The following is a 19,305-nucleotide window of genomic DNA, read 5'->3' on the forward strand; positions in this document are numbered from 1 at the left end:
ATCATTGCATTTTAGAAAACGGATTTAGAAAACAAAGTCGATGGAATCCGGTGAAAAGCCTTCTGGCTGCTCGTTCGAGCTCACCTGAATATCGCTTAACAGCAAATCTGAATTTGCCCCAACCTGTGACAGAATCGCTAACAAATCTTCCGTTAATCGTTCAATAGCCTCTGCCCCAAACAGCTTCGTGCAATATTCAAAGGAACCCTTGATCACCCCGTCTTCATCACTCATGGATAAGGTCAAATCGAATTTGGAGATACTGTGCTCCTGAACATACGGACTGAAGGACAAGGTCTCAAGCTTCGCTTCCTGCGACTCCGTATTTTGCAGCACAAACATCGTGTCAAACAATGGGTTGCGGCTTGCATCCCGTGCTACATCGAGTTTTTCCACCAACTCTTCAAGTGGATAATCCTGATGCTCGAAGGCTTGCAGCGTACGATCTCTGGCTTCCAGCAGGTAGCTGTGGAACGTTTGGCTGCCCTTCGGCTGATGCCGGATCGCTAGCGTATTGACGAACATTCCGATCAGTGGCTCCAGCTCAGGCAGCAAGCGGCCTGCTACCGGAGTACCGATGATCAAATCGTCCTGACCGCTGTACTTGGACAGCAGAACGGTGTAGGCGCTCAAAAGTACCATGTACAGCGTGCTTCCGGTCTGTGCCACCATTCGATGCAGCTGCTCGGATACATTCGGATCAACTGTAAATTCATACAGCGCACCCTCGAAGCTGCGGGCAGCAGGTCTCGGATAAGCAATCGGCAGATCCAGTACCGGTAATTCTCCGGCTAAATGCTCCAGCCAGAAGTGTTCCCGACGTTGGTATGACTCGCGCTGCATTTCCTGCTGCTGCCACACGGCATAATCCTTGTACTGAATTTGCAATGGCTCCAATTCCCGTCCCTCGTACAGCTGTACCAGTTCCTGCACGATATTGTTAGACGATACTCCATCCGAAATGATATGGTGCATGTCGTACATCAAAACGTGGCGCTCCGGTCCGGTTTGAATGAGGCGAACACGCAGCAGCGGTGCCTGCCGAAGATCAAAGCTGCGTACAAAAGACTCGATATACGCTTCGGTTTCGGATTCATCCACCTGCAGGCGCTCTACTGCAAACTCAACCTGATCGTAAACCCGCTGAACGACCTCGCCTTCCACCATCTCAAAGGAAGTCCGCAGCGTTTCATGACGGGCAATTAACTGGGTGAACGCATCCTCCAGCCGATCTGCCTGAAGCGGCCCTTCTACCGTTAACACACCCGGCATGTTGTAGCTGACATCCCCACCTTCCAGATGGCTTAGGATGTACAGCCGTTTTTGAGCCGAAGAAACTGGATAGTACGCCTGTTTCGCCGCAGCAGGGATCACCGTATAGGTGTCTGTCCCGTGCGCAGCTATGAGCTGGGCTTGCTGCTCAATCGTAAAGTGCTGGAACACCTCACGCAGTGTAATCCGGCTGTCCAGTTCCTGGTGGATTTTGGCCACCAGCGTCGTTGCCCGCAGAGAGTGTCCACCCATGTCGAAGAATGAGTCGGTGACGCCTACGCTGGACAACTTCAATACATCCTGCCAGATTTGAGCAAGCTTGGCTTCCAGCGGCGTCCGCGGCGCAACGTACTCCATGCCTCCTTCGAGGCGTGCTTCCGGCGCTGGCAGCGCTCTGCGGTCGATTTTTCCGCTTGGCGTCAGCGGGAATCGATCCATCTGTACGACATACGTCGGGATCATGTAATCCGGCAGCTTCGGCTGCAGCGCGTTCCGCAGCTCCGGCAAACTCAGTGACGCTGAGGCTACGATGTAGGCACACAGGTCCTTGTGCCCGTCTTCGCTTTCCCATGCGGTCACCACGGCTTTCTGGATGCCGTCCACGGTCAGCAGCTGCGCTTCCACCTCGCCCAGCTCGATCCGGTAGCCCCGGATTTTCACCTGGTGGTCGACCCGGCCCAGATACTCAATGCTGCCGTCAGGCAGCCAGCGTGCCAGGTCGCCCGTCCGGTACATCCGGTTCGCGTGAGTGGTGCCCGTTTGTTCGGCTGTTGCCGCATCGGCAAACGGATTCGGGATGAACTTCTCTGCCGTCAGTTCTGGCAGGTTCAGGTATCCTCGTCCGACTCCGGCACCCCCGATATAGAGCTCGCCCACGATACCAATCGGTACCAGTTGCTGCTTGGTATTCAAGATGTACACGGACAGATTCGGAAGCGGTGTTCCGATGGATACCGTGTGTTCCCCTTTTTCCAGCAGCACGTTCAGGCTTTCCACATCTTCAATCGTATAAGTGGTTGCATCTACCGTCGTTTCAGTCGGACCATACACGTTGGTAATGACCGGACGATACTTGGACCACTTGTGCAGAAGCCCGTGAACCAGTGACACAGGCAACGCTTCGCCGCCGATCAGGTAATGCTTCACTTCCGGCGCTTCCGTCACGTTGACGGTCTCGTTCAAGATATGCAGGTGCGCAGGTGTGCCGTCCGACAGGTCAATCCGGTGCGTACGGTAGTAGCCGATCAATTGCTCTCCGTTCAGGCTGACGTCACGGGATATCACATGCAAAGTGTGGCCTAACAGCAGGCTGGCAAAGATTTGCTTCACCGAGGCGTCAAATACAAATGCTGACAGCCATGCCACTTGAAGCGGCTGTTCATAGCGGCTGTACACCCGCTCGGATAAAGCATCCACCAGATTGCTGACACTGCCCTGCTCAATCATGACCCCTTTCGGCTGACCAGTGGTTCCTGACGTGTAGATCATATAGGCCAGATTATGGGGAGCAGCGACAGGGCTCAGGTTGCTCGCATCCTGTCCCGCCAGCCCAGCCTGCACGTCCTCATCGTCAAGGACTATAGGGCATACGGTGGACGGCAAGCTGAGCGATAGTTGGGCAATGTGGCTCGTAATCACGACCTGTGCCCCACTGTCTTGGAGCATGTAGTCAATCCGTTCCTGCGGATACATGAGATCCATCGGCACATACGCGCCTCCGGCCTTGAGTACCCCCAGAATGCTCACCAGGATATCCGCGGAACGTTCCAGCAAGATCCCTACCGGTTGATCGGCGTGAACTCCTTCCGCCTGCAGCACACGAGCCAATCGGTTCGCCCGTTCATTCAGCTCGGCGTAGGTCAGGGACGTATCCTCGCATACTACCGCTACCCGCTCAGGGCTGCGCTGCGCTTGCTCTTCGAACCGTTCGCTCAGCAAACGATCCTGCGCCTGTCCGTGCCCGGCTCCACGCATGCTATGCGCCTGCGGATCGTTGAACACGCTCAGAATCTGTTCGCTTTCTTCCGCCGTAATCAGTTCGATTTCGCCCAGCTTCACATCCGGATTCGCCGCCACAGCTTCAGCCAGCTGGATGAAGTGGCGTGTCATCCGTTCCACGGTTTCGCGCTGGTACAATGCGGTTGCATATTGCAAGCCGAACTGGATGCCTGTTTCTTCCTCACTCGCTTCCAGCGTCAGATCAAACTTCGCTGGCGTTTGCTCCAATCCGTATGGACGGAAGCTTAGGTTCGCCAACTGCAGCTCGCCTTCCTCGGTCGTTTGCAGCGTAAACATCGTATCGAACAGCGGGTTGCGGCTCATATCCCGCTTCACGTTCAGCTTTTCCACCAGCTCCTCAAACGGATAGTCCTGGTGCTCATAAGCTTGCAGCGCACGAACTTTCACTTCTTCCAAATAGCTGCGGAAGCTTTGCTCTGCCGTTGGATAGTTCCGCAATGCCAGCGTGCCGACGAACATTCCGATGATTGGCTCCAGGTCTGCATGCGGCCGTCCGGCTATCGGCGTACCGACTACAATATCCTCTTGGCCGGTGTATTGATGCAAGAGCGCGGTGTACGCCGCCAGCAGCACCATATACAGCGTGGAGCCAGTCTGTGCCGCCAGTTCTTTCAGGCGCTCGCTGACTTCTCGTTCCAGTCCGAATACGACCGTATCTCCTGTCGTATTCCGTACCGCCGGACGTGCAAAGTCTGTCGGTAAATCCAGCACAGGCAGCTCGCCCCGGAAGGTATCCAGCCAATACGCTTCCTGACGCTGCATCCACTCCTGATGGGCTTCGCTTTGCTGCCATACCGCATAGTCTTTGTACTGAATCCGCATGGGTGACAGTTCTTCGCCGTCATACAAGCGGACAAATTCATCGGTCAGTACCCCCATGGACACCCCATCAGAGACGATGTGGTGCATATCCAGCATGAGCAGATGCTGCGGTTCTTGCTCCGGTCCTTGTACGCCCAGATCCGCCACGCCTACCCGCAGCAGCGGAGCGGTCTGCAGATCGAACGGACGGACGAAGCGCCGTACCAGCTCTCGCGTTTCTGGGGTGACTACCATGTCTGCAGACGTGTCTGCATGCACAGTCGTATCTCCTGCCTGTACCTTCGTATACTCCACCGCAAACGGCACGTTATCCTCAACCCACTGCATCGGCTCACCGTCCACCAGGGTAAAGCGGGTACGCAAGGTCGCATGGCGGGCGATCAGTTGACCGAACACGTTCTCCACTCGCTTCACATCCAGCGGACCACTTACATGCAGCACCGACGGCATGTTGTAGTTCACATCATTCGGGTCGAACTGATGCAGCACATACAGTCGTTTTTGCGCCGAGGACAGCGGGTAGAAGCTGCGCCCTTCCGTCACCGGAATGGATGCATACGCCACTTGATCCTGGCTTTCCAGCACAGCTGCCAGCTGTTCAATCGTTGGTGCTTCAAAAATGCTGCGCAATGGAAGCGGCTTGTTCAGCTCCTTGTGAATCTTCGAGGCCAGCGTTGTCGCCCGCAGCGAATGTCCGCCAATCTCGAAGAAGTTCTCCTTCACGCCGACCTGCGCGAGACCCAGCACATCCTGCCAAATTTGCGCCAGCTTCGCTTCCACCCACGTCCGCGGTGCAACATAGTCGGCTCCGCTTTGCAGGCTGCCTTCCGGTGCTGGCAGGGCCTTGCGGTCGATCTTGCCGTTTGGTGTCAGCGGCATCTGCTCCAGCTGTATCAAATATGAAGGCACCATGTAATTTGGCAGTTCCTCGCCCAGCAAACCACGCAGCTCGCCTGCACTCACTTCCCGCTCGGCCACATAGTACGCCACCAGTTGGTTTTGCCCCTGCTCATCTGCCTGTGCCAGTACGATGACCTCTTGGACGTCTTCCACTTTCAGAATTTGGGCCTCGACCTCGCCCAGCTCGATCCGGTAACCCCGGATTTTCACCTGATGGTCGATCCGGCCCAGGTATTCGATGTTGCCATCCGGCATCCATCTCGCCAAGTCACCTGTGCGGTACATCCGCTCATAGCCCACTTCTCCAGCCGCAAACGGATTCGGTACAAATTTCTCGGCCGTCAGCTCTGGGCGATTCAGATAACCACGGGCCAGTCCTAAACCAGACGCGCACAGCTCACCCGCTACGCCCACCGGCGCCAAATGTCCATGTACATCCACCATGTATACCCGGTGATTCGGCATAGGGCGCCCGATGGAAATCAGCTGTCCTGCTCTTGCGTCTTCGGACACCGACCAGGCCGACGTCGCCACCGAATTTTCGGTTGGACCGTAGCCGTTGTAGTATGCTACCTGATCCTTCCACTTGTATATCAGTTCTGTGGAAGTGGCTGAGCCCGCCGTGACCAGAATACGCAGGCTTGGCATCTGTTCCGGCTCCAGATATACCGCATAGGTCGGCGGCAATGTCGCCACCGTAATTTGATGTTCTGACATGTACTGCTCGAATCTCTCATAGTTCAAAATCGTCTCTGACGTTGGCACATACAATGTGGCTCCGCTGAACAGCGCCATGAAGATTTCCCAGCAAGCCGCATCGAACGAGTAGCTGGCGAACAGCAGTGCATGATCCGATGTACTAATCCCAAAATCCTGATCAAAATACGTTTTGAGATTGCATAGCCCGCGATGCTCCAGCATAACGCCCTTCGGCTGCCCCGTCGTACCCGACGTATAAATCACATACGCCAGATCGTTTGGACCGGACAACGGCTCCAGATTGGAACCATCCTCGTGATACACATCCTGCTCCCCATCCAGCGCCAGCACATTGCCGTCAAAAGCCGCTTTGTCCACCAGATGGCTTTGTGTTAACAACAGCTCTGCCCCCGAGTCGTCCAGCATGTAGCGGATACGCTCCTCTGGATACGTCGGATCGATAGGGACATACGCGCCTCCGGCCTTCAGAATCCCGAAGATGCCCACGATCATGTCCACCGAGCGCTCGGTCATCAGACCCACCAAACGATCCTTCGTTACACCCTGACTGCGCAAGGTACGAGCCAGGCGATTCGCACGTTCATTCAGCTCGCGATAGCTCAGCAGCTCTCCTTCGAAGAACAACGCTGCCTGCTCCGGTGTCTCTGCGGCTTGCGCCTCGAACAAGCCGTGAATCGTTTGCTCGCTTGGATAGTCGGCGGCTGTATCTCCCCATACGCCCAGAATTTGCTCACGCTCCTGCTCGCTTAACACATCCAGCTCATACACCCGAATGTCTGGCTTCGCTGCCACCTGCTCCAGCAGTTGCACCAGATGACCCTGAACCCGTTCAACAGCTTCACGATCATACAGCTTCGCATTGTATTCGAATCGGATTTTCATCGCTTCCTGCGGCATGACGACCAGATTGAAATCATAGTTGGTCTGTTCAATCATACCTGCATTGCTAATTTCAAAATCCGAATCTGCGCCTTCGCCAAGCTGCTCAACCTGTTCCTCCACCGGATAGTTTTCGAACACGATGATGTGGTTGATCAGGTCTTGCTTTTGCTCGGTCAAGGCTTGAATTTCATACAGCGGATACGTTTCATAAGCCTGGGATGCCAACGCCTGCTTCTGATTTGCTCTGATCATGTCTGCAAATGTATCCTCAGCCCCACTGCGGATACGTACTGGAATGGTGTTAATGAACAAGCCCACCATATTTTCGATACCCGGAATGTCAGCCGGACGGCCAGACACTACGCCGCCAAAAACAGCGTCGTCACTACCGTTGTACTTTTGAAGCAGCAAGCCCCATGCCGTTTGCAGCAATGTATTCATGGTCACGTGGTGCTGCTTGGCAACCATTTCAATGCGTCCTGTCAAGTTCTTGCCCAGATCGCACAGCACATGCTCAAATTGCGCACCGTCCGCTTTCACGCCTGCTTTTCCGGCCGGAATCGAAGTTTGCTGATCATAGTCGAGCAAATAATCCTTCCAGTATGAAGATGCAGCCTCTACATCCTGTGCTTCCAGCCACTCAATATACTGACTGTATGGAGTAACCGGGGCAAGCTTTGGTTCTCTGTGCTCCACGGCTGCAAAATAAGCCTCAAACACCTCATCCGTTACCAGCGCCACACACCAGCCATCCATCAAGATGTGATGAGAGCTCCACACAAAATAATAATTCTCGTCACCTGTTCGTAAAATCGCCACGCGCATCAACGCATCCCGGGACAAATCGAATCCGGCTGCCTTGTCCTTGCGAATAAATTCCTTCACATACGCGTCCCGTTCCCGATCATCCAGATGACGCAGATCTTCACATCGGAAACCAATATCCTTGCGGCGGAAAATGACCTGCACAGGCTCATCCTGCCAGCCGCTGTAGAAATTAGCTCTAAAAATCTCATGCCGCTGCGCCAAACGATTCAAGCTGTCTTGGAAAACATCCACTTGGAAGCGTCCGCGCAGATCAAATGTCGTTTGTTCAAAATAAGCACCTGAATCTGCATCCATCAGACTATGGAACAACATGCCTTTTTGCATCGGTGTCAACGCATATACATTTTCCAGCTCGCCAATGTCGCGAGTTCGCTCTATCAGTTGGTCCAACTCGGCCATCGTTACATTTTTAAGCATGACATCGCTTGGAGTCAGTTCCTGCTGTTTGCGGCTTACGCAATGCGTAATGATTTCCTGCAAGCTGGTTCTCAACTCTTCGGCTAGCTGCTCCATCGTTTCACGACGGTATTCCTGATTGCTGTAGCTGATCGTCAATTGTAGTTCGCCTTCTGAAATCAGTCCGTTCATGTCCAGCGCGTATGATCTTGCCGCATGTGGGCTAAGCACTGCACCGCTTGCGTAGGGAGATACACCAATGATTTGGTTTTGCAAATCTTGATCAAATTGTCCCAAATAGTTAAAGCTGATTTCCGGTTCGGTTGCAAAGCTCGCATGCTCACGTGCTGCGGACAGGTATCTCAAAATACCGTAGCCGATGCCCTTTTGCGGAATGCGGCGCAATCCTTCCTTCACATTTTTGATGCGCTGTGCAAGGTCTTGCCCCGTGCTCATATCCAGCACAACCGGGAATTGAGTCGTAAACCAGCCAACGGTGCGCGTAATATCCAGCTCTGGCAAAATGGACTCCCGTCCATGGCCTTCCAGGTTGACGAGCACTCGTTCAATGCCCGCCCAGCGTTGAATAGCCATTCCCAATGCGGCTAGCAACAAATCGTTCATGTCCGTGTTGTAGGCACGATGCGCCTGTTTTAACAGCTGCTCCGTTTCCTGTGCTGTCCACGTGGCAGTAATGATCTCACTGTCCTTATTCAAGGAATATGGCTGTGGCTGGTCTTTTGGAAGCGGCTCATATACACCCTGTTCGATTTCCTGCCAGAACGCGAGTTCTGCTGCCACTGCCGAACCGTTCGCATATCGTGACTGCTCATCGGCCCAGGTGCGGAACGAATCCGTTTTGTGCGGAAGACGAATCGCTTGTCCATTCAATGCCTGCTCATAGGCTGTCGCAATATCCTCGAACAAAATGCGCCAGGATACGCCGTCCACTACTAAGTGATGGATAGCAATCAGCAAATGATCTCCATCCGGGCAACGGAACAGCCCAAGCTTCACCAGCGGTCCTTCGCTCAAATGAATTCCGGCTTGAATTTCGTTCGCTTTGGCCTCAATCGTCACAGACACCTCAGCCTCATTGCTGAAATCTGCCCGTTCCAGCGTATACAGCTCACCCTCACCAATTGCACGGTTCCAGGCTTCATATCCCTGCTCGGCAGGTCGGAAAATCGTACGCAGCGCGTCGTGATGGCTAATAATCTGATCCATCGCCGTGCGAAGTGCCGTTTCATCAAAACCGTCCTTGCTATACAGCATGATGGACTGGTTATGATGATGAGCTTCCGCCAGGTTCTGCTCAAAGAACCATTGTTGAACAGGTGTCAGCTCCACAGCGCCCACCACTTCGCTCTGATCCGCCAATCTTGTCACAGATTGGACTTTCAGCGCCAATGCAGACAGCATTGGATTGCTGAACAGGTCCTTCATGTCCAGTCGATAGCCTGCTTGCAGCAAGCGGGACGATACCTGCAGCGCCTTGATCGAATCGCCGCCCAATTCGAAGAAGTTATCCTGCGTGCCTACCGCTTCCACGCCGAGCACCCCGGCCCATACCGAAGCCAGTACCTGCTCGACCGTGGTACGCGGTGCCACATAGGCTGCGCCCGTATGGATGCTGCCTTCCGGCTCCGGCAAGGCCTTGCGGTCGATTTTGCCGTTGCTGGTCAGCGGGATCGCGTCCAGACGCATCAGGCGTGCTGGCACCATGTGTGCTGGCAGCCCGGCTTCCAGCTGTGCCTGTACCTCCTCCAGCCGCAGCTCCGCTTCTCCGGTAATGTATCCGCACAGATATTTGTGCCCATGCTCATCTGTCCGGTCGATCACCACCGCTTGACGCACACCCGACACCCGCTGGATCGCCGTTTCAATCTCGCCCAGTTCGATCCGGTAGCCCCGGATTTTGACCTGATAGTCCATCCGGCCGATAAAGTCCACATTCCCGTCCGGCATCCACCGCGCCAAATCGCCTGTGCGGTACAGCCGTTCACCCGGTACGTACGGGTTCGCCACGAATTTCTCGGCCGTCAGGTCCGCACGGTTCAGGTAGCCCCGTGCTACCCCGGCTCCGCCAATGCACAGCTCGCCCAGCACGCCGATCGGCACCGGATTCAGCTGGCTGTCCACGATGTAGAAGCGGGCATTGAGCCACGCCTGACCAATCGGCACACTGCCGCTGCCTGGCAGCTTCGACAGCTCTTCGTCGTAGAAGCTGGAGTCAATCGCCGCTTCCGTAACGCCATAGCTGTTAATGATGCGCATATCCGCGCCAAATCGTTCCTGCAGCACCCGATAATCCGTTACGCTGCAGCTGTCCGAGCTGGTAATGAGCAATTCCAGGCTGCTCATGTCCAGTCCGTGTTCATGCACATGCTGCATGAACGGTACAATCAGGGCCGGTGTCGATTCGAACACCGTAATCTGATAGTCGCGAATCCAGCCATACAGACGGCTTGGATCAATCCGGTCGTCTTTCGGGCAGATGACCATCGTGCCACCGTTATAGAGCGCCCGTGCGATATCACCGACGAACACGTCGAAGGAGAAGCTCGCCAGTTGCAGCAGCCGTACCGGGAACTGGCTAAGACGGTAATCTCGGCGATACGCCGCAGCCGTATTCACCAGGCTGCGATGCTCGATCATGACGCCCTTCGGACGTCCCGTTGTACCCGAGGTATAAATCACATACGCCAAATCCTGCGGCTCGTTGATGTGCTCGATATCCGTGGCATCCCCGGTGTACAGCGACTCATCGTCCAGCGCCAGCACCGTATGCAGGCGCAGTACAGCCGCGGATTCGGACGCTGCTTCACGGTTAGATAGCGAAGCTGATGTTAAAGGACTCAGGTCTCCATGGAGAGCATCTTGTTCCATCGCCTCAGCGCTAACCGCCGTTTCCAGTTGCCCCTTAGACTTCCCTCTGGCCAAGGCCCACACGCTTTCCTCCAGCCATGCCTGAGCACGCTCCTGCAAGCCGATTTGGGTCAGCAGCACCGTCGCCCCGCTGTCCTCCAGCATAAAGCGGATTCGCTCCGACGGATAATCGGCATCCAAAGGCACATACGCGCCTCCGGCCTTCCATACCGCCAGTACGCCGACCAGCATGTCCACCGAACGTTCACTCAAAATACCGACAATCGACTCGCGTCCAATGCCTTCATTCCGCAATCTGCGGGCCAATTGGTTCGCACGCTCGTTCAGTTCACGGTACGTTAGCTGCTCCTCCTCGTACACAACCGCCACATGGTCCGGTACAAGCTGCGCCTGTTCCTCCACATAGACATGGAACAAGGATTCTGCTTCAACAGCTGCAACATCCGTTACCCCCACACCTCCAAAACCGTAGATGATTGCTGCTTTTTCCTCAACGGTTACCATATCCAAGGCTGCCAGCGGCTGCTGCGGATGAAGCGTAATTGCACGAACGAGCTCGGTAAAATGCTTGGCCAATCGCTCGATGGTCTCAGGCTTGTACAGCGCCGTGCTGTATTCCAGACTGCACAGAATGCCTTCCGGCTGCTCCACTGCATCCAAGGTCAAATCAAATTTGGAAGTATTATTTTCCGTCGGATACGGCTTAAAGGTCAGACCTTGGAGCTCAAACTCCTGCTGCTCAAATGTTTTCAGCTCAAACATCGTGTCAAATAGCGCATTCCGGCTCGTATCCCGTGTTAAATTCAGCTTTTCAACCAGCTCTTCAAAAGGATAGTCCTGATGCTCATAAGCGCTGAGCGCATGTTCTTTGACTTCCTGCAGGTAATCGAGGAACGTTTTGTCGCCAGACGGATAGTTGCGGATCGCCAGCGTGTTGAGGAATACACCTACCAGATTCTCCAGTTCCGCATGTGGTCGTCCGGCAATCGGTGTTCCGACAATAATGTCCTCCTGCCCCGTATACTTATGCAAGAGTGTGCTGTACGCCGCAAGCAGCACCATATACAAGGTCGATCCGGTTTGAGCGGCCAGCTGTTTCAGCTGTTCGCTGCCCTCTGCGCCAATTGCAAAATCGTATCGGGCTCCTTCCAGACGCTGTACGGCCGGTCTTGCAAAATCCGTTGGCATATCCAGCGCCGGAATTTCACCAGCCATCGTCTTCAGCCAATAGCTCTCTTGCTCACGAAGACGGTCACTTTGCATACCCGCATGCTGCCAAACGGCATAGTCCTTGTACTGAATACGAAGCGGCGGCAGCTCCTTGCCTTCATACAATTGAGAGAACTCCTGCACGATAATTCCATCAGTAACGCCATCCGCAATAATATGGTGCATGTCATAGAGCATCACGTGACGTTGCGGTCCGTTTTCCACCAGCTGAACCCGCAGCAGTGGTGCCTGCGCAAGGTCAAATGCGCGTACAAAGTCCAGTGCGTACTGCTGTGTCTCTTCTTCGCTTGCCTGCACATGCTCCACGTTGAATTCGACGATTGGATCAATCCGTTGAACGACCTCGCCATCCACCATGTCGAAGCTGGTTCGCAGGGTTTCATGACGGGCAATCAGCTGGCGGAAGGCTTGCTCCAGCCGCATTTTATCCAGGGAACCTTCAATAATCAAAGCTCCCGGCATGTTGTAGCTAACCTCTCCACCTTCCAGATAACTCAGAACATACATCCGTTTTTGCGCCGAGGAAACCGGATAATATGCGCGCTCCTCCACAACAGGTATGGATGCATACGTTTGCTGTGTCTGTTCACCCATCACCTGTACCAATTGCTCGATCGTCGGATGTTGGAAAATATCTCGCAGCGCCAGCTTGTGATGCAGCTCCTGATGAATTTTCGCCACCAGGGTTGTCGCGCGCAGAGAATGTCCTCCCACTTCAAAGAAGTTATCCGTAATTCCAATCTGCGGATCATGCAGTACGCTCTGCCAGATACGCACCAGTTGCTCTTCCAGCCGCGTCCGTGGCGCCACGTACTCCCTGTCTACTGCGAGACGTGCTTCCGGTGCAGGCAGGGCCTTGCGGTCAATTTTTCCGTTCGGGCTCAGCGGCATCTGCTCCAGCTGTACAAAGTAAGACGGAACCATGTAGCTTGGCAGCTCCCGGCTCAGCTCACTTCTCAGCTCGCTAGCACCCATCTTCTGCCCGGCCACATAGTACGCCACCATGTGTTTTTGCCCCGTTTCATCTGCACGCGCCATAACGACGGCTTCTCGTACGGACTCCACTTTGAGCAACTGCGATTCCACCTCGCCCAGCTCGATCCGGTAGCCCCGGATTTTCACCTGATGGTCGATCCGGCCCAAATATTCGATGTTCCCGTCCGGCATCCATCTCGCCAAATCGCCTGTCCGGTACATCCGCTCATAGCCGGCTTCGCCACCGGTAAACGGGTCGACAACGAATTTCTCCGCCGTTAATTCCGGACGGTTCAGATAGCCGCGTGCTACCCCTACACCGCCGATACACAGTTCCCCTGCAACCCCGATCGGCTGCAGTTGCTCTGTGCCTTCCTTCACGATATATAGACGAATGTTTTGAATCGGTTTCCCGATTGGAATGACTGCATATTCCTCTGCCTGCTCGCAATCGAAGTACGATACGTCTACGGTTGCTTCTGTTGGGCCATACAGATTGATCAGCTTCGCTCCGGTCAGACTTGACACGAGCCGTTGGAACCGCGCCACATGCTGTGGCGGCAACGCTTCGCCGCTGGCAAATACATGCCGCAGCGTGCCTAGCTTCGCTTGCATCACTTCCCGTGGCTGCTGCTCCACGTACTCCAGGAATGCATGCAGCATGGCAGGCACGAAGTGCATCGTAGTGACTCCGTCGCGGGCAATCGCATCTGCGATATCCTCCGGATTCTTTTCCCCGCCAACGGGCAGCAAGCTTACCTTCGAGCCAACCATCGACCACCAGAACAGCTCCCACACTGACACGTCGAACGTGAAGGTGGTCTTTTGCAGGATCGTGTCCTCCGCGCCCAAGCCGTAACGGTCATGCATCCACAAAATCCGGTTAATAACGGAATGATGCTCAACCATCACGCCCTTCGGTTTTCCGGTCGAACCGGAAGTGTAGATGACGTACGCGACATGATGCGGCCCGGCCAGTGGCTCCAGATTCGAGCCGTCTTCGTGGTAGATGTCCTTTCCATCCTGCTCTGGACCATCCAGCACCAGTACCTGGCCGTCAAAGCTCAAGGATGCCTGTTCGGCTACCTGCGCTTGCGTCAGCACCAGCTTCGCTCCCGAGTCCTCCAGCATAAAGCGTATGCGATCCACCGGGTATTCCGGATCAATCGGCACGTAGGCTCCGCCTGCTTTGAGGATCGCATAGATGCCTACGATCATTTCCAGCGAGCGCTGCACCAGAATGCCTACCGGCTGATCCGGCTGAACTCCTTCCGCGCGCAAGGTACGTGCGAGACGGTTAGCGCGCTCGTTCAGCTCCGCGTAGGTCAACGATTCTGCTCCGCACAGCACTGCTACTTGATCCGGCGTATTCGCTGCCTGCTGCTCGAACAGGGTGCTCAACGTTTGCTCCTGTGCGTATCCGGCTCCACACATGCTATGCGCCTGCGGATCGTTGAACACCTTCAGAATCCGTTCGCTTTCTTCCGGCGTGATCAGCTCCAGCTCACCCAGCTTCACATCCGGGTTCGCCGCCACGGCTTCGGCCAGACGGATGAAGTGGCGTGTCATCCGTTCCACGGTTTCCTGTTGATACAATGCGGTCGCATATTGCAAGCCGAACTGGATGCCTGCCTCTTCCTCGCTGGCTTCCAGCGTCAGATCAAACTTCGCTGGCGTTTGCTCCAATCCGTATGGACGGAAGCTCAGGTTCGCCAGCTTCAGCTCACCTTCCTCGGTGGTATGCAGCGTAAACATCGTATCGAACAGCGGGTTACGACTCATATCCCGCTTCACATTCAGCTTTTCCACCAGCTCTTCAAACGGATAGTCCTGATGCTCGTAAGCTTGCAGCGCACGTGTCTTCACATCCTCCACGTAGCTGCGGAAGCTTTGCCCTGCCGTCGGGTAGTTCCGTATGGCCAGTGTGCCAACGAACATCCCGATGATCGGCTCCAGATCCGCATGCGGCCGTCCGGCAATCGGTGTACCGACCACGATATCCTCTTGTCCGCTATATTGATGCAAGAGCGCGGTGTACGCCGCCAGCAGCACCATATACAGCGTCGAGCCTGTCTGTGCCGCCAGTTCTTTCAGGCGTTCGCTAACTTCACGCTCCAGTCCGAATACGACCGTATCCCCTGTGGTACTCCGCACCGCCGGACGGGCAAAGTCTGTCGATAGATCCAGCACAGGCAGCTCGCCCCGGAAGGTATCCAGCCAGTACGCTTCTTGACGCTGCATCCACTCCTGATGGGCTTCGCTTTGCTGCCATACCGCATAATCCTTGTACTGAATCCGCAATGGGGACAGCTCTTCACCGCCATACAAGCGGACAAATTCATCGGTCAGTACCCCTATGGAAACCCCATCGGACACAATGTGGTGCATATCCAGCATGAGCAGATGCTGCGGATCTTGCCCCGGTCCTTGTACGCCCAGATCCGCCACGCCTACCCGTAGCAGCGGAGCGGTCTGCAGATCGAACAGACGTACAAAGCGCCGTACCAGTTCTTGTGTTTCCGGGCTGGCTACCGTGTCCGTGTCCGTGCCTGTATCTGTGTCCGTATCCGCAGTCGTATCTCCGACCTGTACCTCCGTATACTCCACCGCAAACGGCACGGTGTCCTCAATCCACTGCATCGGCTCACCGTCCACCAGGGTAAAGCGGGTACGCAAGGTCGCATGGCGGGCGATCAGTTGACCGAACACGTTCTCCACTCGCTTCACATCCAGCGGACCACTTACATGCAGCACCGACGGCATGTTGTAGTTCACATCATTCGGGTCGAACTGATGCAGCACATACAGTCGTTTTTGCGCCGAAGACAGTGGGTAGAAGCTGCACTCTTCCGTCACCGGAATGGATGCATACGCCACTTGATCCAGTTGTTCCAAGACGACGGCCAGTTGTTCAATCGTTGGTGCTTCAAAAATACTGCGCAATGGAAGCGGCTTGTCCAGTTCTTTGTGAATCTTCGAGGCCAGCGTTGTTGCCCGCAGCGAATGTCCGCCAATCTCGAAGAAGTTTTCCTTCACGCCGACCTGCGCAAGTCCCAGCACATCCTGCCAAATTTGCGCCAGCTTCGCTTCCACCCACGTCCGCGGTGCAACATAGTCGGCTCCGCTTTGCAGGCTGCCTTCTGGTGCCGGCAGGGCCTTGCGGTCGATTTTGCCGTTCGGTGTCAGTGGCATCTGCTCCAGCTGAATAAAATACGACGGCACCATATAGCTTGGCAGCTCCTGCCCCAGCTCATGTCTCAGCTCACCAGCTCCAAGCGCTTGACTCGCGACGTAGTACGCCACTAGTTGGTTTTGACCAGTTTCGTCCGCACGGGCCATAATGACCGCTTCTCGTACCGACTCCACCTGCAGCAGCTGCGATTCCACCTCGCTCAGCTCGATCCGGTAACCCCGGATTTTTACCTGATGGTCCATCCGGCCCAAATATTCGATGTTGCCATCCGGCATCCATCTCGCCAAATCGCCTGTACGGTACATCCGCTCATAGCCTGCTCTGCCTCCGGCAAACGGATTCTTCACAAATTTCTCTGCCGTCAGTTCTTCACGTTTCCAATAACCACGGGCCAATCCTTCCCCTGCAATACATAACTCGCCCGGCACACCGACTGGCTGCATTCCCCCATGCGCATTCAGGATATATATTTGTGTATTCGCGATAGGACGTCCAATATTGATTTGCCTAGCATGGGTCAGTTCCCGTACGGCCGACCAAACTGTCGTTTCTGTAGGTCCGTACATGTTAAATATGCGGGGACCGTTTATTTCCTGCAGCGCTGCTAGCAACTTGGACGGAAGTGCTTCACCCCCGACCATAATTTCCTTCACGCTTCGCAGCGCGCGGGAACCTGCTTCATGACCCAGCAGCATTTGCAGCCGTGATGGTGTCATTTGCAACATATCAATATGATGATCCTCAATCAACTTGCCAAGCGCCTGAGGGTCCGCCTGATGCTGGCGGTCGCCAAGCACAACAGTCATTCCACCCAACAGTGGCAGGATGGTTTCCAGGACAAAGATATCAAATGAAATGGTCGTGAGTGACAAAATGGTTTTGTCCGCTTCAAAGTCGATGAGCTCGCGCATCCCTGTGATAAAGTTGAGTACCGATCGATGCTGGAGCATAACTCCTTTCGGGTTTCCGGTCGATCCTGAGGTATAGATGACGTAAGCCAAATCCTCTGGGCGGGCAATCGCCCCCAGGTTGCCGCTTTCTCCCTGATACAATTCTGCATCCTCAAGAAATATTGCATTGGCGTTGCAATGGTGCTCTTCTGCCAAATCACGACTGGTCAGAAGCACTGTGGCCTCGCTATCTTCCAGCATGTATTTAATACGAGCTGACGGAAACTCAGGATCGATTGGCACATAAGCACCGCCTGCTTTTAGAACCGCCATGAGACCGACGATCATTTCCACTGAGCGCTGCACCATCAAGCCGACCAGCTTGTCAGGTCCTACTCCCTGTGCTTGAAGCATTCGTGCCAATGAGTTGGCCCGTTCATTCAACTCCCGATAAGTCAGACTCTGATTTCCAAATACCAATGCCACCTGATCCGGTGTCCGTGCCGCCTGTTCCTCGAACACCACACTTAACGTCTGATCCTGCGGATAGGCTGCCGTCGTATCTCCCCACACCTGAACGATCTGTGCCTGTTCTTCCGGTGTCACCAATTCCAGCTCATTCACACGGATATGCGGATTGTCGATAATTTGCTCAATGACATGCAATACATGTCCCTGCATACGCTCTACCGTAGACCGGTCGTATACATTCGCGTTATATCTGAACATGATACGGAAGATATCATCCGGCATTACAATCAAGTCCAGATCATAGTTCGTTTGTTCGATAACCTCTACATTCGTAATTTCAAAAGCGGATGGACGAACTTCGCCGAACTGCTCCACTTGCTGCTCTACCGGATAGTTCTCGAATACCATAATGTGGTTGATTAAATTTTGCTTCTGCTCGGTCAGCGCCTGAATTTCATACAGCGGGAAGCTGTCATATGCTCCCGAAGTCAGTGCTTGCTCCTGCGTTTTCCGCATCATTTCCACAAAAGTGGCATTCCGTTCACTTTGAATCCGAACCGGTATCGTATTAATGAACAGGCCGATCATATTCTCTACACCAGGAATATCCGTCGGACGTCCAGATACGACACTGCCGAATATGACATCCTCATTGTTGTTATATTTCTGCAAAATAACGCCCCACACGGTCTGCATCAGCGTATTAATCGTCACCTGCTGCTGCTTCGCAATCCGGTACATGGCTTCGCTCCACGTTTGATCCAGATCAACCGTTATTTTTTCAGAAACATATTCGTTAGTCTCACTCGCTGAAACAGATGCAGCACTTTCCTTATTGTCCAGCGCTTGATTCTTCATTGAAGCATCCGAACCAGGCAACAACGTCTGCTGCTCAAATCCGGCCAAATAGCTGCTCCAGTAGTCTCTTGCCGCACGCTCATCCTGACGGTCCAGCCATTCAATATACTGGCTGTATGGTGTAATCGCAGCAAGCTCCGGCTGCTTCTGCTCCAGCAGTGCAAAGTACGTACCGAACACTTCGCCTGTCACCAGCGACAGGCACCAGCCGTCCATTACAATGTGATGGAAGCTCCATACCAGGTGATATGTCTCTTCATCTGTCTGCAACACCTGTACGCGCATGAGCGCATCCATACCGAGATCAAAGCCCCGAGCCTGGTCCTGCAGCTTGAACGTCTGAATATACGCCTGTTGTTCCGCTTTTTGCATTCCGCGTAAATCCTCGAAGGAAAGATCGCTGCCTTTACGACGGAACACAAGCTGCAATGGCTCCTGATTCCGACCTGTCTCAAACATATGGAAATTCGTCCGCAGCGCTTCATGCCGCTGTGTCAGCAGATCAAGGCTTTGACGGAAAACAGCAACATCAAAGCTGCCCTGTTGATCAAACGACGCTTGCTGGAAGTATGCGCCTGACCCCGGCTCCATCAGACTATGGAAAAGCATCCCCTTTTGCATTGGAGAAAGAGCATACACGTTTTCCAGTTCACCGACAGAAGCCGTTTGCTCCGTCAATTGCTCCAACTGCTCTAGTGTCAAGCCTTTAAACAATACATCACTTGGTGTCAGCTCACTCCGCTCCCTGGAGGCGCAATGAACGATCACTTCCTGCAAGCTTTCCTGCAGCAGCCGCGCAAATTTCTCCACGTTTGGCCCATGATATACCTTGCTGTCATAGCGAATTTCCAGCGTCAGCACGCCTGCTGTAATCATGCCGTTCACATTCAGTGGATGCTCTAAAAGGGTGCTGTCACTCATCGGCTCTCCACCTGTATGTGAGGACATACCGATATCACT

General features: G+C 54.4%; 1 protein-coding gene (running past one end of the window). It reads right to left on the reverse strand.

Features of this window, described 5'->3' with window-relative positions; genetic code table 11:
* Window positions 1–24: 24 nt before the first annotated feature.
* A protein-coding gene (locus B4V02_RS13735; protein ID WP_094155229.1) for a non-ribosomal peptide synthetase crosses the window boundary here: on the reverse strand, window positions 25–19,305 show its 3' portion. 22,902 nt of this gene lie beyond the right edge of the window; only the last 19,281 of its 42,183 coding nucleotides appear in the window; the start codon falls outside the window, past its right edge; its stop codon occupies window positions 25–27.

It is taken from the genome of Paenibacillus kribbensis (assembly GCF_002240415.1).
In the GTDB taxonomy this organism is placed as follows: domain Bacteria; phylum Bacillota; class Bacilli; order Paenibacillales; family Paenibacillaceae; genus Paenibacillus; species Paenibacillus kribbensis.